The following is a 25234-nucleotide window of genomic DNA, read 5'->3' on the forward strand; positions in this document are numbered from 1 at the left end:
TACACGGTACGGGGTGTTAAGAGGGGGCCCTTCCTCTACCGGAGGCGTTAACAGGGGGCCCCTCCTTACACCTCAGCGCGGAGGGGGCGCCGCTGGGCGCGCGGAGCGGGGCGGGGCGGTCGCGGGTGCGGTACGGCGCGGCTAACCTTCCCCGGAGTAGGGAGACGCAGGTCACGCGACGAAGGAGTCACCGTATGAGCGAGGCATTGGCCAATCTGCTGAACGAGACGCGCCAGTTCCCGCCGCCGGCCGAACTCGCCGCGAACGCCAACGTGACCGCGGCGGCGTACGACGAGGCGGCCGGTGACCGGCTCGCCTTCTGGGAGCGCCAGGCCGGGCGGCTGGCCTGGGCGCAGCCGTGGGAGCAGGTGCTCGACTGGTCGAACGCGCCGTTCGCGAAGTGGTTCACCGGTGGTCGGCTCAACGTGGCGTACAACTGCGTGGACCGGCACGTGGAGGCGGGGCACGGCGACAAGGTGGCGATCCACTGGGAGGGCGAGCCGGGCGACACCCGCACTGTCACCTACGCCGACCTGCACCGGCTCACCTGCCAGGCGGCCAACGCGCTGACCGAGCTGGGCGTGACGGCCGGCGACCGGGTGGCGATCTACCTGCCGATGATCCCGGAGGCCGCGGTGGCGATGCTCGCCTGCGCCCGGATCGGCGCCACGCACAGCGTGGTGTTCGGCGGCTTCTCCGCCGACGCGTTGACCAACCGGATCCAGGACGCCAGCGCCAAGGTGGTGATCACCGCGGACGGCGGGTTCCGCCGGGGCAAGCCGTCGGCGCTCAAGCCGACCGTCGACGAGGCGGTGGCGAACTGCCCGTCGGTGGAGCACGTGCTGGTGGTCCGCCGCACCGGCGAGGAGGTCGGCTGGTCGGCGAAGGACCACTGGTGGCACGACGCGGTGGAGAAGGCCTCGCCGGAGCACGAGGCGCAGCCGTTCGACGCCGAGCACCCGCTGTTCATCCTCTACACCAGCGGCACCACCGCCCGGCCGAAGGGGATCCTGCACACCACGGGCGGCTACCTGACCCAGGCGTCGTACACCACGCACGCGGTCTTCGACCTGAAGCCGGAAACGGACGTCTACTGGTGCACGGCCGACATCGGCTGGGTGACCGGGCACTCCTACATCGTCTACGGCCCGCTCTCCAACGGCGCCACCCAGGTCATGTACGAGGGCACCCCGGACACCCCGCACAAGGGCCGGTTCTGGGAGATCGTCGACAAGTACCGGGTGAGCATCCTGTACACCGCGCCGACGCTGATCCGGACCATGATGAAGTGGGGCGAGGACGTCCCGGCCGGGTACGACCTGTCGTCGCTGCGCCTGCTCGGCAGCGTCGGCGAGCCGATCAACCCGGAGGCGTGGATCTGGTACCGGCAGTACGTGGGCCGGGGCGAGCTGCCGGTGGTCGACACCTGGTGGCAGACCGAGACCGGCGCCATGATGATCTCGCCGCTGCCGGGCGTGACCGAGGCGAAGCCCGGTTCGGCGATGGCGCCGCTGCCCGGCATCGCCGCCGACGTGGTCGACGACCAGGGCGAGTCGGTGCCGAACGGCGGCGGTGGCTACCTGGTGCTGACCGAGCCGTGGCCGTCGATGCTGCGCACCATCTGGGGCGACGACAGCCGGTTCCTGGAGACCTACTGGTCGCGGTTCGGCGCGGGCGCGAACGCCGGCGACAAGTGGGTCTACTTCGCCGGTGACGGCGCCAAGAAGGACGACGACGGGCACATCTGGCTGCTCGGCCGGGTCGACGACGTGATGCTGGTGTCCGGGCACAACATCTCCACCACGGAGGTCGAGTCGGCGCTGGTCAGCCACCCGTCGGTGGCGGAGGCGGCGGTGGTCGGCGCGACCGACCCGACGACCGGGCAGGCGATCGTGGCGTTCGCCATCCCGCGCGGCAGCGCGGAGACCGGCGGCGACGCGGGCGAGCAGCTCATCGCCGAGCTGCGCAACCACGTGGCGAGGACGCTCGGCCCGATCGCCAAGCCGCGACAGATCATGCTGGTGCCGGAGCTGCCGAAGACCCGCTCCGGCAAGATCATGCGTCGGCTGCTGCGGGACGTGGCGGAGAACCGGTCGCTCGGTGACGTGACCACGCTCCAGGACTCCTCGGTGATGGAGTTGATCTCCTCGGGGATGAGCGGCGGCAAGTCCGACGAGGACTGAGCACAGCGGAACGAGGGGGGCGGGTCGCGCGGCGGCCCGCCCTCTCGCGTACCCGGGATCATGCCGGTCGATCGGCGGAGGCGCACTGGCCTGTTCACCCCTGTCGATGGCGAGCCCGGTCGACTACCTTCAGCCGCAACCGGCGGATTTCGACAGGCGTCACTGAGTCGACCGGTCCTTCACCATTCCCTACGATCGGAGTGGCATGCTCCCCATTTCGCAGTCCCGGGCGGGCCGGCGACTACTCGTCGCGCTGCCCGCCATCGCCCTCGCGGCCACGTCGCTGACCGCGGCGGGCAGCGCGGCGGCCCAACCGTCCCGCTCCGCGCCGGCCACCATCGCGGCGGACGAGTACTACATCAACTACGCCGAGCCCGAGGTGCAGCCGGACACCGGCGGCAGGGAGACCAAGGGTAAGGACGGGGTCTTCGCCTCGCCGGCCGACGAGGCCCGCGCCTACGACCGGAAGTACGCCGGGGGCAACCCGGCCACCGCCCGGGAACTGGCCAAGCTGGAGGCGAAGTCCATCCGCACCGGCCAGAGCCCGCGGAAGATCAAGAAGGCGAAGAACACCCAGACCGCCAAGCTGCTGACGCTGCTGGTCGAGTTCAACGACAAGGCCAACGACGACTTCACGAACGTGATGGTCCCGAAGACGGTCTTCGAGGATCGCACCTGCGTTCCCGGCACCGTGCAGAACGGGCCGCGGCACAACACCATCCCGAACCCGGCCACGCTGCCGCACAAGGACAACAACTCGATGTGGGTGCCGGACTTCTCCCCGGCCCACTACGACAAGATGCTCTACAGCAAGAAGGGCATCACCGAGCGGGTCCGCAAGGACCTCAAGGGGCCGGACGGCAAGCCGGGCATCAGCCTGGCCGGACGGACCATGCACAACATGTACCTGGAGATGTCGAAGAACGCCTACACCGTGGACGGGCAGGCCAGCCCGTGGATCACGGTCCCGCACTCGGAGGGCTGGTACGCGGCGTCGCGCTGCTTCCAGGACGAGAACGGCAACTGGGTCGCCGGGCGTGAGCAGTCGATGAACGGCCACCCGGACAACCCGCAGGGCGCCGGCCGGCTCGCCACCGACGCGATCGACGCGCTGGCCGCCTCCGACCCGAGCTTCCCGTGGGCCGACTACGACATCGAGGACCAGAGCGACCGCGACGGCGACGGCAACTTCCACGAGCCGGACGGTGTGATCGACCACCTGGTGCTGGTGCACGCCAACCAGGGCAAGTCCCGCGGTGGCGGCGACGTCGGCATCTACTCGGTCTGGGCGCACTCGTCCACCGTGGCCGGCGGCTACACCATCCCCGGCACCAACCTGAAGGTGTCCAACTACATCGTGCAGCCGGAGGACGCCGGCGTCGGCGTCTTCGCCCACGAGTTCGGGCACGACCTCGGCCTGCCGGACCTCTACGACACCTCCGGCAACGCCGACTCCGACGTGGACTTCTGGGACCTGATGGCGTCCGGCTCGCACTCCGGTGAGATCTTCCAGGCGCTCCCCACCCACATGGGTATCTGGGACAAGTGGGTGCTCGGCTGGGCCGAGCCGAAGACCTTCGGGCCGGGCGACCGGTCCAAGCTGGTCAAGCTCGGGCAGACCTCGCGTACGCCGGTCGGCACCGAGGACGGCATCAAGATCGACCTGCCGGACAAGGTGATCACGCTGGCCGAGCCGCACAGCGGGGCGAACATGTGGTACTCCGGCGCCGACCAGGCGTGGGCGGACGTCAAGCTGAGCCGCACGGTGACCGTGCCGAACGCCGCTGATGCGAAGTTCTGGATGTGGAACGACTACGTCATCGAGGAGGACTGGGACTACGGCTTCGTCGAGGTCTCCACCGACGGCGGCGCCACCTGGACGGAACGCAAGGTCTACGACGAGGCCGGAGCGCTGGTCTCCACCGACGACGGCTACTCCGACCCGAACGGGCGCATGGTCGACTTCGGCAACAAGAAGTACGGCCTGACCGGCAGCACCGGCGGCTGGCGGCACGACTACGTCGACCTGTCGCCGTACGCCGGGCAGACCGTGCAGGTGCGGCTGCGGTACGCGACCGACGAGGCGTTCCAGGAGCGCGGCTGGTTCGCCGACGACTTCTCGGTGACCGGCGGCGGCGCGACCACGTGGAGCGACGACGTCGAGGGCGGCGCGGCCGGCTGGACCCAGACCGGCGGCACGTTCACCGACACCAGTGGCGCGGGCTGGCACATCGACACGGGCACCCAGGTCAGGTCGCACTACTACCTGGCCGAGTGGCGCAACTTCGACGGCTTCGACAAGGGCCTGAAGTACGCCTACGACACCGTCTACTCGCACGAGGCGTGGAAGGTCGACCGGATCTCCTACAACGCGCCGGGCATGCTGGTCTGGTACCGGGACACCGAGCTCGGCGACGTCAACCACGTCACCGGGCAGATGACCGCGCTGCCCAGCTACGGCGCCAAGGGCGGGCTGCTGATCGTCGACTCGCACAACGACCCGCTGCGCCGCACGGGCACGGCGGCCGCGAAGGACCCGTCGGTGCTGAAGAACCTGCCCAGCCGCCCGCAGTCCTCCAACGCCGCGTTCGGGTTGACGAAGACGTACCCGTTCAAGGAGTGCCTGGAGGCGGCGGACGAGCCGTACAGCGAGTACTGCACCAAGTTCGGCGCCCAGGCGCCGGTGCGGGCCTTCACCGACGCCAAGGGCTGGTACCCGGGCATCGAGATCCGCGACGGTGCGGCGTACGCGCGGGACAACGACGCCTCGGTGGTCGTCCCGTCGAAGGGCAACCAGCGGTACACCACCCGGGTGGTCAACCCGGACGGCAGCCCGGCGACCGACTGGTACGGCACGGAGCTGGGTGGCGGCGCGATCGTGTTGGGTACCGGCAACCCGCGGGACGCGGGCGTCGCGTACGGCACCTCGATCGTCATCCTGAAGGCCGCCCGGGACAACGCGTACGCCACGGTGTTCGTGGTCCCGCCGAGGAGCTGATCGACAGCGTCAAACCGGAACCGGAATGACCGGAAAATGGGCTGAACGGACCGGATGAGGTAAGGGTCGGGAGCCGCCGCGCTCCCGACCCTTCCGCATATCCATCGGTGTCGTTGCGTCTGGACGATTGGACATCGGCGCTGGTCAGCGCCGCGACGCCGGGCCGGGGTGTGACGGGCAAAGTCGTCCCCAACAAAAAGTTGCTACAAATCGACGCGCACATCTTCACACCGGTCCCAGCAGTGTCTATGTTCACCAGGGGTCCCACTTGTGGGACGTTCCACCGGCCCGTACCCCCAAGGGGCCGGTTCCCTCACACCGGAGGTACCACGTGCGCAAAGTCGCAGTGGGTCTGCTCGGGCTTTCGCTGACCGCGACGGGGCTGATGGCAGGTACGTCCGCCAGTGCCGCGCCGACGCCGAAGCTGCCGACCACCGCTCCGTCGGTGGCCGAGCCTGCGCAGGCTGAGCACGACCTGCCCAACCCGCTCGAGGACAAGCGGCGCGCGCTGCGCCAGGAAGGCCTCAGCGAGGTTCTGTCCGGCAGGGCGAAGGCCCAGAAGATCAACGGCAGCACCGTCGTCAAGGTTGGCGAGACGGCTGCCGAGGGTGCCGCGGCGGGCACGGCCGCCAAGAGCACCAAGGCCGGCAAGGGTCCGACCAAGGACCAGTACGTCGAGCTTTCCCGCGAGCGGACCGACAAGATCTTCGTCATCCTCGCGGAGTTCGGCGACGAGCGGCACCCGAACTACCCGGACCAGGACACCGACCCCGACACGGCGGGTCCGACCCGGTTCGACGGGCCGCGCGTCAACCAGATCCCCGAGCCCAACCGGGCTGTGGACAACTCCACGATCTGGCAGAAGGACTTCAGCGCCGACCACTTCCGGCAGCTGTACTTCGGCACCAAGCCGGGTGACGAGTCGCTGAAGCAGTACTACGAGGCCCAGTCGTCGGGCCGGTACAGCGTCGACGGCGAGGTCACCAACTGGGTGAAGGTCAAGTACAACGAGGCTCGTTACGGCCGTTCCGACGGCTACCCGTGCGCCTCGAACGTCTGCACCAACACCTGGGCGCTGGTCCGCGACGCCGCCAACCAGTGGGTCGAGGACCAGAAGGCGCAGGGTCGCTCGGACGCGCAGATCGCCGCCGACGTCAAGTCGATGGACGAGTACGACCGTTACGACTTCGACGGCGACGGCAACTTCAACGAGCCGGACGGTTACATCGACCACTTCCAGATCGTCCACGCCGGCGGCGACCAGGCCGACGGTGACCCGATCCAGGGTGAGGACGCCATCTGGAGCCACCGCTGGTACGCGTTCGCCAGCGACCAGGGCAGCACCGGTCCGGAGAACTTCCCGGCCGGCGGCACCCAGATCGGCAACACCGGGGTCTGGATCGGCGACTACACGATCCAGCCGGAGAACGGTGGCCGGAGCGTCTTCTACCACGAGTACGGCCACGACCTCGGTCTGCCGGACGACTACAACGTCACCAGTGGTGGGGACAACAACAACGAGCACTGGACCCTGATGGCCCAGAGCCGGCTCGGCGCCAAGAACGACGCCGGCATCGGCGACCGCGGTGGCGACCTGGGTGCCTGGAACAAGCTCCAGCTCGGCTGGCTCGACTACGAGACGGTCGTCGCCGGTCAGAAGCGCACGCTGGAGCTGGGCCCGCAGGAGTACAACACCGCCAAGGCGCAGGGTGCCGTGGTGGTGCTGCCGCAGCGGGAGTACACGTTCCAGAACGGCAAGCCGTTCGAGGGGACGAAGCAGTTCTTCTCGGGCAACGAGGACGACCTGAACACCACGATGACGCGGACCATCGACCTCACCGGGAAGACCAGCGCCGCGCTGTCGATGAAGGGTCGTTACAACATCGAAGAGGACTACGACTACCTCTTCTTCGAGGCCTCGACCGACGGTGGCCAGACCTGGGCCACCCTGCCCGGCACGGCCAACGGCAAGGCGCTCAAGGAGATCTCGCCCGGGCGCTTCGCCCTGGACGGCTCCAGCGGCGGCCAGTGGGTCGACGTCAACATCCCGATGGACGCGGCTGCCGGCAAGGTCGTGCAGTTCCGGCTCCGCTACCAGACGGACGGCGGCGTTTCCGCCGGTGGCTTCTACGGTGACGCGCTCACCGTGACCGCCGACGGGCAGACGTTGCTCAGCGACGGTGCCGAGACCGGTGCCGCCGGCTGGACGCTGTCCGGCTGGAGCATCGTCGAGGAGACCTACATCCGGAAGTTCGACAACTACTACATCGCCGGCAACCGGTCGTACACCTCGTACGACAAGTACCTCAAGACCGGCCCGTACTACTTCGGCTACGCGAACACCCGCCCGGACTACGTGGACCACTACGCGTACCAGGAGGGTCTGCTGATCTCCTACTGGAACCTCCGGTGGGCGGACAACGACACGTTCGTGCACCCGGGCGAGGGTCGCAACATGATCATCGACGCTCACCCGCGGCCGCTCTACAACCTGACCGGGGCGCCCTGGCGGGCCCGCGTCCAGGTCTACGACGCGCCGTTCAGCCTGAAGAAGGCGGACTCGTTCACGCTGCACATCAACAGCCAGCCGCAGTACGTCCGTGGCCAGGCCGCGCAGCCGCTGTTCGACGACACCAAGCAGTACTGGTACCCGGAGCTGCCGAACCACGGCGTCAAGCTCCCGGCCACCGGCACCAAGATCAAGGTCCTGGAGCAGGACGGCACCTCGCTGAAGGTCCGCTTCTCCTGAACCGCTGATCCACGCAACACCACGGCGAGGCCCGGGCAGGTCACCTGCCCGGGCCTCGCCCGTTGTGCGCCGGACGGGAACCGCGCCGGCCCGCCGCGCGTCCCAGGCAGGTGACCACGAGCCTCGACCGCCGCCTGGCCGCGGTCCTCGCACTGCCCCTGGCCCTGACCCTGGCCGGCTGCGCCGACCGGGAAGCCGGCCCGCAGGAAGGAACCGACGTGCCCGCGTCCGAGCGTCCCGCCGAACCCACCGCCGCAGCCACACCCGAGCCCGCGACGACGCCACCCACCCCGGCGGCGCCCACCCCGGCCGCCTCCTCCGGCCGGCCCCCGCTCTCCGCGACCGACCTGCCGACGCTCCGGCCGCCGACCGGGCCCCCACGGCACCCGACCGACCAGATGAAGCCGAACGTCCTCGCCGGCCGGATCAGCCACGGCGGCGGTGGCCCCTGCTACACCCTGGTCACCGACGACGGCCAGGAGCACGGGCTCTACGGCCGGGACAAGGGCACGTGGCCCGCCGGCACCTGGGTCCGGGTCACCGTGGGCCCGGCGCCGGAGGGCGTCGAATGCGGACCGGGCCGGCCGCTCGGCCTGCTGCGTATCGAACGCGTGGCCTGACCGCCCGTGCCGCCGTCCCGGAGAAACCCCTGATCCTGCGCACCTGCGGGGTCGACGCACCACCCCCGGCCCTAGGCTGAGCCCATGACCGACCAGCGCGGCGGGGCCGCCGACGAGTCCTGCGTGATGCCCGAAGGGCCGTGGACGCACCGGTTCGTCGGCGCCAACGGCAGCCGGTTCCACGTCGTCGAGGCGGGCACCGGCCCGATGGTGCTCTTCCTGCACGGCTTCCCGGAATACTGGTACGCCTGGCACGAGATGCTCCCCGCGGTCGCCGACGCCGGCTTCCGCGCGGTCGCCGTCGACCTGCGCGGTTACGGCGCGAGCGACAAACCACCCCGGGGGTACGACGGCTACACGCTCGCCGCCGACGTGGCCGGGCTGATCCGGGCGCTCGGCGAGCGCTCGGCCACCGTGGTCGGCACCGGCGCCGGCGGCCTCATCGGCTGGACCGCCGCCTCGTTCCACCCCACGCTGGTCCGCCGGCTCGTGGTGCTCGGCGCGCCGCACCCCCTCCGGCTACGGACCGCCATCGTCGCCGACCCGCGCGGCCAGTTCGCCTCGGCCACCGCGACGCTGAAGTTCCAGCTTCCCCGCTACGAGCACGTGCTGACCCGGGACGGCGCCGCCGAGGTGGAGGAGATGCTGCGCCGCTGGGGCGGACCGCGCTGGGTGGCCGGGCCGGACTTCGCCGACTACGCCCGGTGCTGCCGGGTGGCCATGCAGATCCCGCAGGCCGCGTTCTGCGCGTTGGAGGGCTACCGGTGGGCGTTCCGGTCGGTGCTGCGGCTGCACGGCTACCGGTTCGTGAAGCTGATGCAGCAGCCGCTGGTCACGCCGACGCTGCAACTGCACGGCGCGCTGGACGAGGCGTCGCTGCCCCGCACCGCCCAGGGCTCCGGCCGCTACGTCAGCGCACCCTACGAGTGGCGGCTGCTCGACGGCGTGGGCCACTTCCCGCACGTGGAGGCCCGCGACCTGGTGCTCGGCGAGATCCTGCGGTGGGCGAAGTCCTGACTCAGACCCGCTGCTCGCCCAGCCCGGCCACCTCGGTGGCGGGCGCCCAGCCCTGGTAGACGCCGAAGTCGAAGGCCTCCAGCCCCATCGCCTCCGCCACCGGCCAGCGCCCGCCGGTGTACTCCACCCGCAACCAGCCCTCGTGCTCGGCCAGCACGATGAACGGCTGCCCCTGCCAGGTGCAGATGGTTCGCACGTACGCCAGGTCGTCGACCTCGGCCGCCGGCACCACCCGGACGTACCGCCCGGGGCGTACCTCGGTGAAGCCCTCGTCCGGTTCCGGCTGGTACAGGCGGACGTCGTCGCCGTCCGGGCTGGCCTGGTACTCCCGGCCGTGCCAGCGCGCCACGTAGCCGTCGCGGGTCACGCCTCGTCCGCCTTCCGCCAGAGCAGGGCGTCGGTGTCCAGGACCGCGACCAGCCGGGCGTCACCGTCGGCGCCGACCCGCCACAGCTCGGCGCCGTGCGGCAGCCGGGCGCTGTCCACCTTGAACTCGGCGATCACGTCGCTGCTCTCGCCCGGTGCGAAGCCGTTGCCGCGGAACGGCGACCGCTCGATCACCCAGCCCTCCATCGCGCGCATCGCGGCCTCGTTCTGCCCGCCGTACGGGATCCGGTAGAGACTCGGCCGGTAGGCCGGCCAGCGCAGCAGGTACAGCTCCTCGTCGTCGCGGGAGAACGGGGAGCCGGGATGGCCGAGGCCGAGGGCGTCGTACAGCTCCGCCGGGGTACGCAGGTGGCTCAGCTCCCCGGCCCGGTGCACGAAGCCGGACACCCGGTCGTAGCCTCGCTCCAGGTAGTAGGAGAGCTGGCTCGCCGCGATCGCCTTCTGCATCGTCACCGGGCGGCTCGGCTGCGCCGCCGGCGCGTCCGACCGGGGCCGGGCCGCCGGTGCCGGCCCGGTGGCGGCCGGCTCCGGCTCGGTCTCCGGGTCGTCGCCGAGCCCCACCTCGGCGGCCCAGTTGGCCAGCGCGAGGACCTGCTCCCCCGGGTACGCGGCGCCGACCGGGCTGCCCGGGTTGATGAGGAACGACCAGTTCTCGTCCGGCCATCGCCGGATGAGCTGGACGAACTTGACCCGGATCGTGTCGACGGGGCCTTCGGCGTGCTCGGCGAGCCGTTCCGGCGAGGTGAAGACCGCCACGTACCGCACCCCGTCGACCGTCTCGGTCCGCCAGGAGAAGCCCGGGTCACCGGGGCGGCTGCCGGCCGCCGAGTCGAACGCGACAGGCAGCAGCACCCGCGCCAGCAGCAGCGTGGTGAGGAAGCCGTCGGTGTTCCCGCTGCCGGCCGCGGCCAGCAACTCCTCCTCCACCTCGTTCGCCGGCTCGAAGTCCGGCTCGGCCGCCGGGGGCGGGGAACCGGCGGCCACCGGCTCGGCGACGGTCCGCTCGGCCCCGGCGGGGCGATACGTGGGCTCGGCCGCCGCCGGCTCGAACACCGCGGTCGTCGACTCCTCCGCCGACGCCGGCGCGAACAGCGCGGTGGTCGACTCCTCCGCCGGTCCCGGCGCGAACAACGCCGTCGTCGACTCCTCCGCCGGTCCCGGCGCGAACAACGCCGTCGTCGACTCCTCCGCCGGTCCCGGCGCGAACAACGCCGTCGTCGACTCCTCCGCCGGTCCCGGCGCGAACAACGCCGTCGTCGACTCCTCCGCCGGTCCCGGCGCGAACAACGCCGTGGTCGGATCCTCCCCCGGCCCGGACCCGAACAACGCCGTGGTCGAATTCGCCGACGAGGCCGGCCCGAACAGCGGGGTCGCGTCCTCCGGGGGTGCCGGGGCGAACATCGACGTCGTCGACTCCTCCGACGACGTCGGCGTGACCGGCGACGCGGTCGGCTCGACCGGGGACGACGGCGCGAACGCCGTGGTCAGTTCCTCGGACGAGCCCGCCCCGAACAGCGACGTGGTCGACTCCTCGGACAAGCCCGCCCCGAACGACGCCACCGTCGGCTCCTCGGGCGAGCCCGGACCGAACGACGCCACCGTCGACTCCTCGGACGATGCCGGCGTGAACAGCGACACGGTGGGTTCGGCCGGGGTCGGCGTCCCGAAGGTCGACTCCGCGGAGGGCTGCGGCTCGAACAGCGACCTGCGGGGCTCCCCGGCGGGGGACGCCACCGGGGACGGCTCGTCCGGTGTCGGCTCGAACAGCGGGCTGGTCGGCTCGAACAGCGACACCGTCGGCTCGGCGGAGGGCGCGGCCGGTCGACCGAGGCGCACCGTCACGTCGTCCGGACCGGCCAACGGCGGGAGCGGCGCCGTCTTCTCCTCGACCGGCGCGGCCTTCTCCTCGACCGGCGCGGCCAGGTGGGGCAGCGGGTCGGTGGAGCCCGCCCACGGCGCCGCCTCACCGGCGGCCGGGCCGGTGGCGTACCCGTCCGCGGCCGGCGGCGACCAGGCCGGCGCGGGATCGGTCAGGTCACGGGCCTCGATGACGACGCCCTCGATGACGATCGGCGTGAAGTCACGAGGGACCGGCGCGGGCGGGACGGACACCGGCTCGGCGATCGACGGCGGCAACTCCTCCACCTCCGCCGGCTCCTCCAGGGCGCGCCACCCCGGGGCGTCCCGCTGCGGGGCGGTCGGCGCCCACTCGTCCGCGGCGGGCGCGGCCGGACCGGCGGGACGGCGGGGCAGCGTCCGGGTGGCGTCCTCGGGCGGGCGCGCCGGCTGGAACGGTGCGGCCGGCTCGGCGGCGTGCAGCGGCGACGCCGGCTCGTCCGGGCCCATCCCGAACGCCCGGGTCGGGTCCTCGCGCACCGGCTCGTTGAGCGGCCGGCGCCGGGGGAACGGCTGGCCGCCGGCGAACCGGGACGGCGGTGTGGCCCGCTCGGCGGGCCGTCGGGGGGTGTCCAGCGGCGAGGACCGCCGGGTCGACCGGCCCGAGGTGGGTTCGAAGAAGGACCGGGCCGGCGGTGGCGCCGGGGGCGTCTCCGCGGCCGGCGCGGTGCGGCCGGCGGCGAACGGGTCCGGCTCGCCCGGATGGCGGCGCAGGTCGGTGAGCCAGCCGTCGAGCGCGTCCACGTCGGATCCGTCGCCCGACGCGGTACGGCCCCGCTCGCCGGTGGTCGGCTCCGGGCGGCGCGGCGACACGGTCGGGACGCGACGGCCCAGGACCGGAACGGTCCGCATCGGCACGGTCGCGGGCTCCTCGGGCTCCGCCACCCGCCCGCGGCGGTCCGGAGGGACCGGGGGTGGGGGCGGGGAGGCGGCGGGGACCAGGACGGCCGGGTCTTCGTGGGCGGATCCGGTGGCGCCGTTGCGGGCGGCCCGGGCGGCGCTCTGCACCCGCTCCAGGCGGGCCCGGGCACCCATGGTCCGGCCGGGCAGCCGGACGTCGCCCCGGGCGAGCTGCGCGACGTACCAGGCCGGCAGGTATCCCTCGACCGGCAGGCCGGGGTTGACCGCCAACCACCACTCCTGGTCGGGCCAGCCGGCGGCCAGGTCGGCGAACGGCAGGCGGCGCGTGGCGCCGGCGTTCTCGCCCAGGCTGGCCCGCAGCGCGGCGACGGAGGTGAACGCCAGCACGTGCGTCCGCCCCCCGGAGGTCCAGGTGCCCCACCCCGCGCCGGACCCGCCGGCGACCGGCAGCACCAGATCGACGTGGGTCAGGACGCGGAAGTATTGTTGCTGGTCCTGCGCGTGCAGCGCGTCCCGCATCGCCACCTCGGCCTCGGTGGCCGGTTCCCATCCGGTCACGGCCACCTCTCCTTCCGTGAACAGGCCACAGGCATCGCCTACAACCTACAAGGTGGTAACAAGATCACAATGTCTGGCCATCGACGGTCGGCCGTGGCGTCGGCGAGGCGCTAACATCCCGTTCCGGAGTCGACACGTTACGGAGGTCGTCGATGGCTCGGCCCCTCGCGCGCCCGGCGCTGGCCGCCCTGGCGACCCTCCTCGTCACCGGCCTGCCCGCCGCTCCGGCGGCGGCCCGCGCGCCGGCCCGCTGCGCCACGCCGCCCGCGCCGGCCCGGCCGGTGGCCGAGCAGCCGTGGACCCAGCAACGGTACGCCCCGGAGCGCCTCGCCCCGCTCGCGACCGGCGCCGGCGTGGTGGTGGCGGTGGTCGACTCGGGGGTGGACCGGTCCCATCCGCAGCTCACCGGCCGGGTGTCGACGGGCGCGGACTTCCTCGACCCGGGCGGGGACGGCACCCGCGACTGCGCCGGGCACGGCACCGGCGTGGCGAGCATCATCGCCGCCACGCCGCAACCGGGCGTCGCGTTCCGCGGGCTCGCGCCGGGCGCGCGCATTCTGCCGGTACGGGTGAGCGAGCAGCAGGTGGTCGACGGGCGGGAGTCGGGGCGCACGGTCGACGCGGCCGGCTTCGCCTCGGCCATCCGCTGGGCCGTCGACCACGACGCGGACGTGCTCAACCTCTCGGTCGTGCTCTACGCGGACGACCCGGCCGTACGCGCCGCGGTGAGCTACGCCCTGCGGCGGGAGGTGGTGGTGGTGGCCGCCGCCGGCAACCTGCACGACAACGGCGACCCGCGGCCCTACCCGGCGGCGTACGACGGGGTGCTCGGTGTGGGCGCGATCGGGCGGGACGGGACGCGCGCCGCCTTCTCCCAGACCGGCGCGTACGTCGACCTGGTCGCTCCGGGCGGCGAGGTGCTGATGGCGGCGCCCCGGCAGGGCCACCATCGGGCGGAGGGGACCAGCTATGCCACCCCCTTCGTGGCCGCCACCGCGGCGTTGCTGCGGCAGTATCGCCCGGAGCTGAGCGCGGCCGAGGTGGCCGCACGGATCATCGCCGGGACCGACCCGGCGCCGGGCCGGGGTGAGGGCTATGGCGCGGGGGTGCTGAACCCGTACCGCGCGGTGACCGAGGCGCCCGGCGGAGCGTCCGCCCGCTCGGGGGGCGGGGCCGCGCTCCCGGCCGACCGGCCGGACCCGGCGGCGCTGGCCCGCCGGGCCCGCCGGGCCACGGCCCGGGACCGGGCGCTGCTGGTGGCCGGCGCGACCGGCGGCGCGGCGGCGATCGTGGCGCTGTTGGCCGTGGTGCTGCCCCGGGGCGCCCGCCGACGCTGGCGCCCGGCCGGGCCGGCCTGACCGGTGCGGGCGGCCCGGGTGGGGCACCCGGGCCGCGCCCGGCTCAGTGGAACAGGTTGGCGTTGCGCTTCTCGGTGTCGAGGTAGTCGGCCGCGGAGTCCTCGACGGCGAGCTTGATGTCGCGCAGCATCGCCTGCATGTCCTGCGAGGCGGCCCGCCACCGGGACTGCCGCTGCTCGTACGCCTCACGCGCCTCACCGTTCCAGCTCGCCACCAGCGGCGCGGCGTCGCGTTCGAGCTGCCCGAGCTGGCTCTCGAGGGTGGTCAGCGCCCGTTGGATGTCCGCGCCTGCCTGTTGCAGGGCGGCAAAGTTGACGACCAGCACACCGTGCTCCATGGGTTCGATCCCTTCCGATGCTCTAGAGCGGCAGCTGGATGCCGCGGTTGGTGCCCGCCACCCGGCCGGCGGCCTCGGTGTCGGAGACGTCGTAGTGCCGGCCGGCGCTGCGGATCGCGGTGGCGGTCTCGCGCAGCGCCCGCTGCAGGGCCGCCTGGTCCTGCGCCCACTGCTGCTTGACCTGCGTGAACGAGCGCCCACCGGCGCCCCGCCAGGCCTGCTGCAGCACCTCCAGCTCGGCCATCAGGCCGCTGAGCATGGTCTGCAGTGACTGGTCGACCTGCTCGAACTTCGCGGCGGTCTGCTGCATCACCGCGGCTTCTGCCTGGGTCTGGGACATCCCGGACGTCACCTCGTCTCCTCGGTCGTGGCTGGCCACCGATGTGGCCACCGTGGACTCGTCGACGCGGCGCTCGCGGCCGCCGGAGGGGAGGGGGCGGCGGGCGCACGCGTGACGATTTTCGTCGCTGACGGTAGCCGCCCCAGTCCGGTTCTGCTACCCCCCGGGCCTCCCCTGTGGACAACGACGTCACTACGATGAGCCACGGCGGCGTCACCCGGCGGGCCGGACGAGGAGGTGCGGTGACCGCGACCACGACCGACCGGCCCACCCCCACGCCCGGCTCGACTCCACAGTGGAGACGGCGGTCGACGGTCCGGCTCCGCGCCGGCCAGGTGGTGACGACGCAGGTGGCGGCCGCCGTGCTCGTGGCCGCCGTGGGGCGGGGCGTCGTGCCCACCGCGGTCGCACTGCTGACGGCGACGCTGCTGCTGCCCGCCGCGTGGGTCCGGTTCCGGGGCCGCTGGTGGTACGAGTGGCTGACCGTCGCCGGGGCGTACCTCAGCCGTCGCCGCACCCTGCCCGCGGCGGCCGACCCGGCGGCGTTGCTGGAGCTGGTCGGGCCGGGCACCGTGCCGCACGCCGCGGAGCTGGCCGGTGGTCCGGCCGCCGTGCTGCACGACGCGGGCGGGTTGACCGCGCTGCTGGAGCTGGGTGATCCGGACGACCTGCTCGGTGACCACCCGCTGGCGCTCCCGGCGCCGCTCGACCTGCTTCCCCCGGCCACTCCGGAGAGCCCACCGGTCCGGCTCCAACTGCTCTTCTCGGCCTCCCCCGCGCCCGCGCCGGCCGTCGCCGCCGGCCCGGCCGGGACGTCCTACCGCCAGCTCACCGACGGCCGGCTGGCCGGGCGCGCCCGGGTGGTGCTGGCGGTCCGGGTGATGCGGGCCGACGGCTGGCCGGACGAGGAACTGCTGCGGGCGCTCTCCGGCACGGTCCGGCGGATGGTCCGCCGGCTCGGTCCGCTCACCGGCCGTCCGCTGGGCGTCCCGGCGGCACTGCGGGTGATCGCCGAGTTGGCCCACCACGACGCCGGCGCACCGGCCCGGGAGGCCTGGTCGCTGCTCACCGTGGGTGGGCTGGCGCAGGCCACCTGGCGGCTGCGCCGGTGGCCGGATCCCCGGGGTGAGGCCGTCCGTTCCCTGGTGCCCCGGCTGCTGGCGGTGCCGGCCACCGCCACCACCGTCGCGCTGTGCGTCGGCCCCCGCGCCGACTCCGCGCCGACCCCGGCCGAGTTGACCGTCCGGGTGGCCGCCGGGAGCCCGACGGAGCTGGTGGTGGCCGAGCGGGCGCTGGGCCGGGTGGCCACCGACGCGGGCGGCGAGCTGCGCCGCCTCGACGGCGAGCATCTGACCGGGCTGGCCGCCACCCTGCCGTTGGCGGTCACCGGAGCGGGCGCGCCCGCGGCCGGCACGCCGCCGGCCGCGCCGGACCTGCCGGTCGGCGGGTCCGGCCTGATGGTGGGCGCCAACCGGCGTGGCGGGCCGCTCACCGTCCGGCTGTTCCGGCCGGCGACGACCCGGGTGCTGCTGGTCGGCGGGGTTCCGGCCGCGCAGCTCGTCGTGCTGCGAGCGCTGGCGCTCGGCGCGCGGGTGGCGGTGCAGACGGCCCGGCCGCGTGCCTGGGAAGCCTTCGTCCGGGGTGTCGGGGCACCGGTGCCGCTGCTCCCGCCCGGGCGGCCGGCCGGCGGCCCGCCCGGTTCGCCGCTGCGGCCGTTGCTGCTGGTGGTCGACGCCGGCCCGGTTCCGCCGGAGGCCGGGCCGGCGGCGGCGTGGCAGTCCGTGCTGGTGGTGCGCGACGAGCTGACGCCCGCCGACGCGCCCGCGTTGGCCCGCGCCGACCTGGCCGTCCTGCAACCGCTCGACCCGGCCGAGGCGGCGCTGGCCGGCACCGCGCTCGGCCTCGGCGCCTCCGCCGACTGGCTCACCCGGATCCGCGACGACATGGTGGCGGTGGTCAACCGGCGGGCGTTGCGCTGGGCGCTGCTCTCGCCGACCCCGGTCGAGTCGCAACTGGTCGGTCGTCCGACCCGGCGCTGAGCCGCCGGCACGGGTTCCGCAGGTGGAAACGGCGTGGCACGATCCCGGCCATGGATTTTCTGAAGGGTCTTCTGATCCGGGTGGTCACGACGGCGGTGGCCTTCTGGCTCGCCACGCTGCTCATCCCGGGCATCTCGCTGGACTCCGGGTCGGCCACCGAGACGGTGACCACGCTGGTGCTCGTCGCGGTGATCTTCGGCGTGGTGAACGCGGTGCTCCAGCCGATCATCAAGACCGTGGGCTGCGGCTTCTACCTGCTCACCCTCGGTCTGATCGCGCTTGTGGTCAACGGTCTGCTCTTCCTGCTCACCAGCTGGATCGCCGGGGAGGCCGGGCTGCACTTCCACGTGGACGGGTTCTGGCCGGCGGCGGTGCTGGGCGCGCTCTTCGTCGGCATCGTCACCTGGATCCTCGGCGCCGTCCTCGACCGCGACTGACGGGTCCCGGCCGGTCGCCGCGCGTCCGGCGGCCGGCCGGTCCAGCAGACGGGAAACCGTCGGAGGTACGGCCCGGGACCGGCACTACCCTCGGGCGGGTGTTCACCGTGACCCGCGCCGACGGCTACCAGCTCAGCACCGACCCGGACCGACTCGACCTGGACCGGGTGCACGCCTGGCTCGCCACCGACGCCTACTGGGCGCTCGGGCGGGACCGGGAGACGGTCGAGCGCGCCTTCGCCGGCTCGATCGGCTTCGGTGTCCACCGGCCCGGCGACGGCCGGCAGGTGGCGGTGGCCCGGGTGGTGACCGACCGGGCCACGTTCGCCTGGCTCTGCGACGTCTACGTGGAGCGGGCCGAGCGGGGTCGCGGGCTGGGCACCTGGCTGGCCGGCGGCGTCCGCGACCACCTGGCCGAGCTGGGCGTACGCCGGATCCTGCTGGCGACGCTCGACGCGCACGGGGTGTACGCGAAGCTCGGCTTCCAGCCGGTGGCGGCGGATCGGTACCTGGAGCTGGACCAGCGGGTGACGCCGATCACCGGAAAGGACCAATAGCCGAATTCACCACTTACGGTGGAGCGGTGAACCAGCTCCGCCTCGGCTACCTGTACGGCATCGGCGCGTACCTGCTCTGGGGTTTCTTCCCGATCTACCTGAAGCTGCTCCGCCCGGCCGGGCCGGGGGAGATCCTCGCGCACCGGATCGTCTGGTCGGTGGCGTTCGTGGCGCTGCTGCTGGCCGCGATGCGGCACGTCGCCTTCCTGCGGACGCTGGCCCGGCGCCCCCGGGCGCTGGCCGGCATCGCGCTCGCCGCCGTGCTGATCGCGGTCAACTGGGGCACCTACATCTACGGCGTGAACTCCGACCGGGTGGTGGAGACGGCGCTCGGCTACTTCATCAACCCGCTGGTCTCCGTGCTGTTCGGCGTCGTCGCACTGCGCGAGCGGCTGCGCCCGGCGCAGTGGGCGGCACTCGGCGTCGGCGCGCTCGCGGTGGCCGTGCTCACCGTCGACTACGGGCGGCTGCCCTGGCTGGCGCTGACGCTCGCGTTCAGCTTCGCCGGCTACGGCCTCGTCAAGAAGCGGCTCGGCCTACCGGCCGCCGAGGGGCTCTTCGTCGAGTCGGCGGTGCTGGCGCTGCCCGCGCTGGCCTACCTGGTCTGGTTGTCGACGCGCGGCGACCTGACGTTCGGGCACGTCTCCGCCGGGCACACCGCGCTGCTGGTGCTGGCCGGCGCGGCCACCGCGATTCCGCTGCTGCTCTTCGCCGGCGCGGCGAACCGGCTGCCGCTGTCCACCGTCGGCATGCTGCAATATCTCGCGCCGATCCTCCAGCTCGGCTGCGGCGTGCTGATCTTCCACGAGCCGATGCCGCCGGCCCGGCTGGCCGGTTTCGCCCTGGTCTGGCTGGCCCTCGTGGTCTTCACCGCCGACGCCCTGCGCCAGTCCCGCCGCCGCCCCCGCGCCCACCCCACTTCCTCGCTGGTGGGGGTGGCGGGTCAGCGGAGGTCGTAGGCGAGGACGGGGGTGTCGGGGGCGCGGAGGAGTTCCAGGCGGACCAGTTCGCCCCGGGTGAAGCGGGTGACGCCGGAGAAGCGCAGGTCGTCACCGGGGGCGGCCAGCCAGGAGCCGATCTGCTCGGTCGCGCCGTCCGGGCCGTGCGCGACCAGCCGGAACGTGTACGCCTCGCGGTGCCCGGCCCGCCGGTCGTAGCCGCAGTGCATGGTGACCTCGGTGCCCCACGGCGTCTCGGTCAGTCCCACCTCGGCGTGCACCGGCACGGTGCCGGCGACCGGTCGCATGGAGGTGAGCGCCACCGGGCGGGTGGCCGGCTCGGCCGGCGGCCGGACCACGGCCACCCCGACACCGGCGAGCACCGCGAGCGCGGCGGCGGCGAGCGCGGTCAACGCGTACCGCCGTCGGGTGCGGGACCGCTCGCGGCGCCGGCGCTCCCGCGCGGCGTCGAGCAGCGCGGGCACCCGCGACGTCTCCGGCCCCACCTCCAGGAACTGTTCCAGCCCGGCCGGGTCGAGCCGACCCAGCAACCCGGGCAGCACGGCGATCTCGGCCACCGCCTCCCGGCACTGCGCGCAGCCGGCCAGGTGCCGCTCGTAGGCGACCCGGTCGGCCGGGGCGAGGGCGCCCAGCACGTAGGCCCCGTCGTCGTGCGCGAACTCGCAGCTGGTCATCCGGTCACCCCCATCTCGGCCAGCACCAACCGCAGCGAGCGCAGCGCGTAGTGGGTGCGCGACTTCACCGTGCCCGGCGGCACGCCCAGCCGGGCGGCGGCCTCCGCCACCGACCGTCCCTGGTAGAAGCACTCGACCAGCACCTCGCGGTGGGTCGGGCTCAGCCGGTTGAGCGCCTCCGCCACCGTCCACGCCTCCACCGCGCGCTCCGTCTCGTCGACCGTCTCGGCGGTTTCGGGCAGTTCGTCGGTGTAGACCTCGCCGACCCGGGCCGAGCGGCGACGCCACGCGTCGATGGCCAGGTTACGGGCGGTGGTGAAGAGCCAGGCGCGGACCGAGCCGCGTCGCGGGTCCAGCGACTCCGGGTGCCGCCAGGCTCGTAGCAGCGTCTCCTGGACCAGGTCCTCGGCCCGCGGCCGATCGCCGTTGACCAGCCTCAGGGCGTGCGCGAGCAGCGCGTCGGCATGCTCGTCGTGCAGCGCGCGCAGCAGTTGGGCGTCGTGGTCACTGATGGCGGTACCTCGCTTCCGGCGGCGGGGAGACCGGCGATGCGTCCGCCCGTCCGGGCGTTGCGTTCGCCCTTCCATACGTGCCGTGACGCCGAACGGTTCAGCCCCAGGTCACGCCGGAGCTGTTCACGCCCGGTTCAGATTCGGGCCGACCGGCGCTCACCGCGCCCTGGCACCGTCCGGCGGGTACGCGCCCGGGCCGACCGCCCGGCGCCTTCGAGTCCGATCAGGAGGCTCCACCTCATGAGCGACCGTCCCCGCCTGCTCCCGCTGCTGGGTGGCACCCGGCACGGCAGCCGCGACGCGATGACCTGTCTGTACCGGTGCGGCAACGCCTGCGACCACCCGGTGCCCAACCGTTCCGACAACCCGTACTTCGGTGACCTGGTCGACGCCGAGGTCTCCCGGCGTGGAGTGGTCCGGGCCGGCGCGGTGGGCGCGCTCGTGCTCGGCTTCGGTGGCGCCGCCGCCGGTGCACTCACCGGCGCCGCACCCGCCGCCGCGGCGCCGGCCACCCCGACCGCGCCCGGCCCGGCCCCGGCCGCCGCCGGCCGCCCGGGCAGCGGGGCGCTGACGTTCAAGCCGATCCCGCCGAACAAGCTCGACACGCTCGTCGTGCCGAACGGCTACGACCACGCCGTGGTGATCAAGTGGGGCGACGAGGTGGTGCCGGGCGCGCCCGCGTTCGACGTACGCCACCAGAGCGCCGCCGCGCAGGCCAGGCAGTTCGGCTACAACAACGACTTCGTCGGCGTGCTGCCGATCGACCGCAGGCGCGCGCTGCTCGTGGTGAACCACGAGTACACCAACGAGGACCTGATGTTCCCCGGCTTCACCGGTCAGGACGCGTTGACCGTGGAGCAGGTGCGGGTGGCGATGGCCGCGCACGGCATGTCCGTGGTCGAGCTGGAGCGGGTGGCGGACACCGGGCAGTGGCGGCCGGTGCGGCGCGGCCGGCGGGAGTACAACCGCCGGGTCACGGCGCTGGCCACGAAGTTCGACCTGACCGGCCCGGCCGCCGGCTCGGCGTGGCTGCGGACCGCCGCCGACCCGAAGGGCCGGACGGTCGTCGGCACGTTGAACAACTGCGCCGGCGGCGTCACGCCGTGGGGCACCGTGCTCTCCGGCGAGGAGAACTTCAACCAGTACTTCGTCGGCGGCGACGGCGCGCCGGAGGAGCTGAAGCCGAAGCTGGCCCGCTACGGCATCCCGACCGACGTCCGCTACCCGAGCGGCAGCCGCAAGTGGGACCGCGCCGACGAGCGCTTCGACCTGGCCAGGCACCCCAACGAGGCGCACCGGTTCGGCTGGGTCGTGGAGATCGACCCGTTCGACAGGGAGTCCCGGCCGCGCAAGCACACCGCGCTGGGCCGGGTGAAGCACGAGGGCGCGAACGTCATCGTGGCGCGCAGCGGGCACGTGGTCGCGTACATGGGTGACGACGAGCGGTTCGACTACCTCTACAAGTTCGTCTCGGACAAGAAGTTCATGCCGGGCAACTCCTGGGTGGCCCGCAAGCACAACCTGACGCTGCTGGAGTCGGGCACGCTCTACGTCGCCCGGATCGAGGGTGACAGCCCGGCCGGCGAGATCGACGGCACCGGCGCGCTCCCCGCCGACGGCGGCTTCGGCGGCCGGGGCCGGTGGATCAGGCTGGTCAGCGGCAACCGCTCGTACGTCGACGGGATGACCGCCGCCGACGTGCTCACCTTCACCCGGCTGGCCGGCGACAAGGTCGGCGCGACCAAGATGGACCGTCCCGAGGACGTCGAGCCGAGCCTGCTCACCGGCAAGGTCTACGTGGCGCTGACCAACAACACCGACCGGGGCAAGGCCGGCAAGGCACCGGCCGACGAGGCGAACCCGCGCAACGCCAACAAGCACGGCCAGATCCTGGAGCTGGTGGAGGACGGGGGCGACAACACGGCGGAGACGTTCGCCTGGTCGCTGCCGATCGTCTGCGGCGACCCGGCCGACGCCTCGACCTGGTTCGCCGGCTACGACAAGAGCAAGGTCTCCCCGATCTCCTGCCCGGACAACGTCGCGTTCGACGCCACCGGCAACCTCTGGATCTCGACCGACGGCAACGCGCTGGGCAGCAACGACGGCCTCTTCGCCACCGCCGTCGAGGGCCCGGAGCGGGGGCACCTGAAGCAGTTCCTCACCGTGCCGCTCGGCGCGGAGACCTGCGGCCCGTTCATCACCAGGGACAACCGGTCGGTGTTCGTGGCCGTGCAGCACCCCGGTGAGATCTCCGGCGCGTCGGTGGAGAACCCGGCCTCCACCTGGCCGGACGGTGACTTCGCCAAGCCCGGCGTGGTCGTCACCTGGCGGCTGGACGGCGGCGCGGTCGGCAGCTGAGCCTTCCCCGGGGCGGCCCGGCGCTGGGCCGCCCGCTGACGGGCCACCATCCCGCCAGGATGGTGGCCCGCTCAGTTCTCGGTGGCGATCCCGTCGGCGACCGCCCGCGCGGCGGTGAGCAGCTTCGCCCGGACCACCCGCGCGGACGTCATCATCTCGCCGGCCGGCAGCGCGCAGGCCAGCACCACCCGCCGCTCGATGTCCTTGTCCGGGGTGACCAGCACCGCGGCGCACGCCACGCCCTGCCGGAACTGGCCCAGCTCCAACTGCATGCCGCGCCGGTCGCCGGCGGCGAGGTCGGCCTCGAACGCCTCGACCGTGGTGAGGGTGGCGGTGGTGAACGGGCGCATACCGTATTCGCGCAGGTAACGGAAGCGCTGTTCGGCGGTGAGCGTGGCGAGCAGGCTCTTGCCGAGCGCGGTGGCGTGCGCGCCCTCGTCGAAGCCCGGCACCAGATCCTCCATGTAGGGCGAGCGCGGCCCCTCGGCGCACGCGGTCACCGCCACCTGCCCGCCCACGAACCGGCCGAGGTAGTGGCTCCACCCGGTGTCCGCCGCGGCCCGGCGCAGCGCCTCGCCGACCGACGGCGGCCCCCGGAACGCGGTGACCAGCTCGCGGTAGCGGTCGGCGATCTCCAGCCCGACGATGTAGGTGCCGTCCTCGCGCCGGATCACGTAGCCCTCGTAGGCCAGCGTGCGCACCAGGTGGTAGGTGGTGGCGACGGTCAGCTCGCAGCGGCGGGCGATCTGTTTCACGGTGAGGCCCCTCGGCGCACGGCCGACCGACTCGAGCACTCGAAGCGCGCGGGAGACGCTCCGGATCAGGTCCGAAGGTTCCGCCAGGGGGTCGCGCACAGCCACCTCCGACGCCGGGGACTTACACCATATGAAAAAGAGGCCGAGTGCGAAATGCCTGTTCGGGTCGAGGATGCCAGATCACCGGACACAGACCGTGCACCGACAGACACGATCAGCAGCGAAAACGCGTTCGGCGTAGGTTGGCCGACGATGACCGAAACAATTTCGCGAACCGGTCCACCGACCACCGGACGGGGCGTCCGGGTCGGCGCGGGCGCCACCATCACCACGATCGCCTGCGTCCTGCCGGTCTTCCTGGTCGGTGGCCTCGCCGTCCAACTCGGCGACGAGCTGGGGTTCAGCCCGACCGGGCTGGGTCTGGCGGTATCGGTCTACTTCGGGGTCAGCGCGCTCGCCTCGGTACCCTCCGGCGCTCTGGTCGAGCGCTACGGCCCGGCCCCGATCGCCCGGGTCGCCATCGGGCTCTCCGCCGGCTCGCTGCTGGCCGTGGCGGCCCTGGCCCGGTCCTACCCGGTGCTGGTGGCGCTGCTGGCGCTCAGCGCCGCCGCGAACGCCCTCGGTCAGCTCGCCAGCAACGCCGCGCTCGCCGAACACGTACCCGCCCACCGCCAGGGGCTCTCCTTCGGCGTGAAGCAGGCCGCCATCCCGGTCTCCACCCTGCTGGCCGGCGCGGCGGTGCCGACCGTCGCGTTGACCGCCGGCTGGCGCTGGGCGTTCGTGGCCGCCGCCGGGGCCGCGGCTGCGGCGCTGGCGGCCGTACCCCGGTCCGGTCGGGACCGGCGGGCCCGGACCCGCTCCGCCGGCCGTGGCGGCGGCACGGCCGCGCTGGTGGTGGTCGGGCTGGCCGCGACGCTGGCCGCCGGCGCGGCGAACGCGTTGGCCACGTTCCTGGTCGACTCGTCGGCCGGCCGAGGGCTGTCCCCCGCCCTCGCCGGCCTCACCCTGACCCTGGGCAGCGCGGTGTGCGTGCTGGCCCGGGTGGGCGTCGGCTGGCTGGCCGACCGCCGGGCGGGTGGACACGTCGGCGTCGTCGCCGGGCTGCTGCTGGCCGGCTCGGTGGGGCTGCTGCTGCTCGCCGTGGCCGGTCCCGCCTCGCTGGTCGTGGGCGTCGTGCTCGGCTTCGGGCTCGGCTGGTCCTGGCCCGGGCTGCTCAACTTCGCGGTGGTCCGTCTCCATCCGCAGGCGCCGGCCGCCGCCACCTCCATCACCCAGACCGGGGTGTACGCGGGCGGCTGCGTCGGCCCGCTCGGCCTCGGCGCGCTGGCCGACGCCGCCGGTTACCCGGCCATGTGGCTGACCGCCGCCCTGGCCATGCTCCTGGCCGCCCTGCTCATGCTCCTGGGCGCTCACCGCCTGGCCCGCTCCGCCTGATCCCCGTCCGCCCCGCGCCGCGCCCGCGGTGTCGGCGTGCCGTGCCGCCGCGCCGAGCCGGGCCGGGCCGGGCTGCGCCGTGCCGGGCCGGGCTGCCGTGCCTAGCGGCAGCGCCGATGGCCGGCGACGTAACTGCGCAGCACCGCTCCTGGCGGTGCGGAGAGGCGGTGGCGCAGTGCGGGCCGGTCACCCAGGAAGAACATCA

18 protein-coding genes and 2 pseudogenes are annotated in these 25234 nt (G+C 73.4%); 12 read left to right on the forward strand and 8 right to left on the reverse strand.

From position 1 onward, the window contains the following. Positions 1 to 194: 194 nt before the first annotated feature. The 5 genes from acs to O7598_RS27805 all read left to right on the forward strand — a co-directional run bounded on the left by acs (position 195) and on the right by O7598_RS27805 (position 9567). On the forward strand, positions 195 to 2183 hold the full coding sequence (gene acs / locus O7598_RS27785) for an acetate--CoA ligase (RefSeq protein ID WP_269694170.1): 1989 nt from the start codon (positions 195 to 197) through the stop codon (positions 2181 to 2183). Positions 2184 to 2388: 205 nt separating this feature from the next. After that, complete coding sequence (locus O7598_RS27790; protein WP_269694171.1) at positions 2389 to 5181, forward strand: immune inhibitor A domain-containing protein; 2793 nt, start codon at positions 2389 to 2391, stop codon at positions 5179 to 5181. Between the two features lie 346 nt (positions 5182 to 5527). After that, positions 5528 to 7930, forward strand: coding sequence for an immune inhibitor A domain-containing protein (locus O7598_RS27795; RefSeq protein ID WP_269695001.1), 2403 nt, complete (start codon positions 5528 to 5530; stop codon positions 7928 to 7930). Positions 7931 to 8040: 110 nt separating this feature from the next. Further along, a complete protein-coding gene (locus O7598_RS27800; RefSeq protein ID WP_269694172.1) occupies positions 8041 to 8550 on the forward strand; it encodes a hypothetical protein in 510 nt (169 codons plus the stop codon). A gap of 84 nt (positions 8551 to 8634) precedes the next feature. Beyond that, positions 8635 to 9567 carry an alpha/beta fold hydrolase gene (locus O7598_RS27805; RefSeq protein ID WP_269694173.1) on the forward strand — a complete coding sequence of 311 codons (933 nt, stop codon included), beginning with the start codon at positions 8635 to 8637 and terminating at the stop codon, positions 9565 to 9567. Position 9568: 1 nt separating this feature from the next. Here the strand turns inward: O7598_RS27805 and O7598_RS27810 are convergent, their stop codons facing one another. The 3 genes and pseudogenes from O7598_RS27810 to O7598_RS31515 form a co-directional block, all read right to left on the reverse strand. Then, on the reverse strand, positions 9569 to 9934 hold the full coding sequence (locus tag O7598_RS27810) for a hypothetical protein (protein ID WP_269694174.1): 366 nt from the start codon (positions 9932 to 9934) through the stop codon (positions 9569 to 9571). Continuing rightward, positions 9931 to 11091, reverse strand: a pseudogene (locus O7598_RS31510) (SseB family protein); the annotation flags it as partial. The gene O7598_RS27810 and the pseudogene O7598_RS31510, both read right to left, overlap by 4 nt. Before the next feature lie 1908 nt (positions 11092 to 12999). After that, positions 13000 to 13230, reverse strand: a pseudogene (locus O7598_RS31515) (hypothetical protein); the annotation flags it as partial. A 191-nt stretch (positions 13231 to 13421) separates the two neighbouring features. Here O7598_RS31515 and mycP point away from each other — a divergent pair. Further along, positions 13422 to 14627, forward strand: coding sequence for a type VII secretion-associated serine protease mycosin (mycP, locus tag O7598_RS27825; RefSeq protein ID WP_269694175.1), 1206 nt, complete (start codon positions 13422 to 13424; stop codon positions 14625 to 14627). 43 nt (positions 14628 to 14670) lie between these two features. Here the strand turns inward: mycP and O7598_RS27830 are convergent, their stop codons facing one another. Further along, positions 14671 to 14964: a WXG100 family type VII secretion target gene (locus O7598_RS27830; protein ID WP_091062807.1), complete on the reverse strand. Its 294-nt coding sequence runs from the start codon at positions 14962 to 14964 to the stop codon at positions 14671 to 14673. A gap of 22 nt (positions 14965 to 14986) precedes the next feature. Then, positions 14987 to 15304, reverse strand: a complete 318-nt coding sequence (locus O7598_RS27835; RefSeq protein ID WP_091062809.1) for a WXG100 family type VII secretion target — start codon at positions 15302 to 15304, stop codon at positions 14987 to 14989. A gap of 242 nt (positions 15305 to 15546) precedes the next feature. Here O7598_RS27835 and eccE point away from each other — a divergent pair, with 242 nt between their 5' ends. The 4 genes from eccE to rarD all read left to right on the forward strand — a co-directional run bounded on the left by eccE (position 15547) and on the right by rarD (position 19296). After that, positions 15547 to 17343 carry a type VII secretion protein EccE gene (eccE, locus tag O7598_RS27840; RefSeq protein WP_269694176.1) on the forward strand — a complete coding sequence of 599 codons (1797 nt, stop codon included), beginning with the start codon at positions 15547 to 15549 and terminating at the stop codon, positions 17341 to 17343. A 50-nt stretch (positions 17344 to 17393) separates the two neighbouring features. Continuing rightward, the gene (locus tag O7598_RS27845; protein WP_269694177.1) at positions 17394 to 17780 is read left to right on the forward strand and encodes a phage holin family protein; all 387 of its coding nucleotides are present in this window, start codon (positions 17394 to 17396) and stop codon (positions 17778 to 17780) included. 98 nt (positions 17781 to 17878) lie between these two features. Then, positions 17879 to 18337 (forward strand): GNAT family N-acetyltransferase, encoded by a 459-nt coding sequence (locus O7598_RS27850; RefSeq protein ID WP_269694178.1) that lies wholly within the window; start codon positions 17879 to 17881, stop codon positions 18335 to 18337. Positions 18338 to 18363: 26 nt separating this feature from the next. Further along, entirely contained in the window at positions 18364 to 19296 is a 933-nt protein-coding gene (rarD, locus tag O7598_RS27855; RefSeq protein ID WP_269694179.1) for an EamA family transporter RarD, read from the forward strand. On the opposite strand, the gene O7598_RS27860 is transcribed toward rarD, so the two are convergent. Together O7598_RS27860 and O7598_RS27865 are read right to left on the reverse strand one after the other, a co-directional pair. Continuing rightward, positions 19281 to 19970 carry an anti-sigma factor family protein gene (locus O7598_RS27860; protein ID WP_269694180.1) on the reverse strand — a complete coding sequence of 230 codons (690 nt, stop codon included), beginning with the start codon at positions 19968 to 19970 and terminating at the stop codon, positions 19281 to 19283. The two genes, rarD and O7598_RS27860, sit on opposite strands and share 16 nt — an antisense overlap. Then, on the reverse strand, positions 19967 to 20557 hold the full coding sequence (locus O7598_RS27865) for a sigma-70 family RNA polymerase sigma factor (RefSeq protein WP_269694181.1): 591 nt from the start codon (positions 20555 to 20557) through the stop codon (positions 19967 to 19969). The genes O7598_RS27860 and O7598_RS27865 overlap by 4 nt, the downstream gene beginning before the upstream one ends. 165 nt (positions 20558 to 20722) lie before the next feature. Between O7598_RS27865 and O7598_RS27870 the strand changes: the two genes are divergently transcribed. Further along, positions 20723 to 22840, forward strand: a complete 2118-nt coding sequence (locus tag O7598_RS27870; RefSeq protein ID WP_269694182.1) for a PhoX family protein — start codon at positions 20723 to 20725, stop codon at positions 22838 to 22840. A gap of 71 nt (positions 22841 to 22911) precedes the next feature. Here O7598_RS27870 and O7598_RS27875 read toward each other — a convergent pair whose 3' ends face one another. Next, positions 22912 to 23694 carry an IclR family transcriptional regulator gene (locus tag O7598_RS27875; RefSeq protein ID WP_269694183.1) on the reverse strand — a complete coding sequence of 261 codons (783 nt, stop codon included), beginning with the start codon at positions 23692 to 23694 and terminating at the stop codon, positions 22912 to 22914. 153 nt (positions 23695 to 23847) lie between these two features. Between O7598_RS27875 and O7598_RS27880 the strand changes: the two genes are divergently transcribed. Beyond that, entirely contained in the window at positions 23848 to 25029 is a 1182-nt protein-coding gene (locus O7598_RS27880; protein ID WP_269694184.1) for an MFS transporter, read from the forward strand. The last annotated feature ends 205 nt before the right edge of the window (positions 25030 to 25234 follow it).

Source organism: Micromonospora sp. WMMC241, assembly GCF_027460165.1.
Taxonomy (GTDB): Bacteria; Actinomycetota; Actinomycetes; order Mycobacteriales; family Micromonosporaceae; genus Micromonospora; species Micromonospora humi.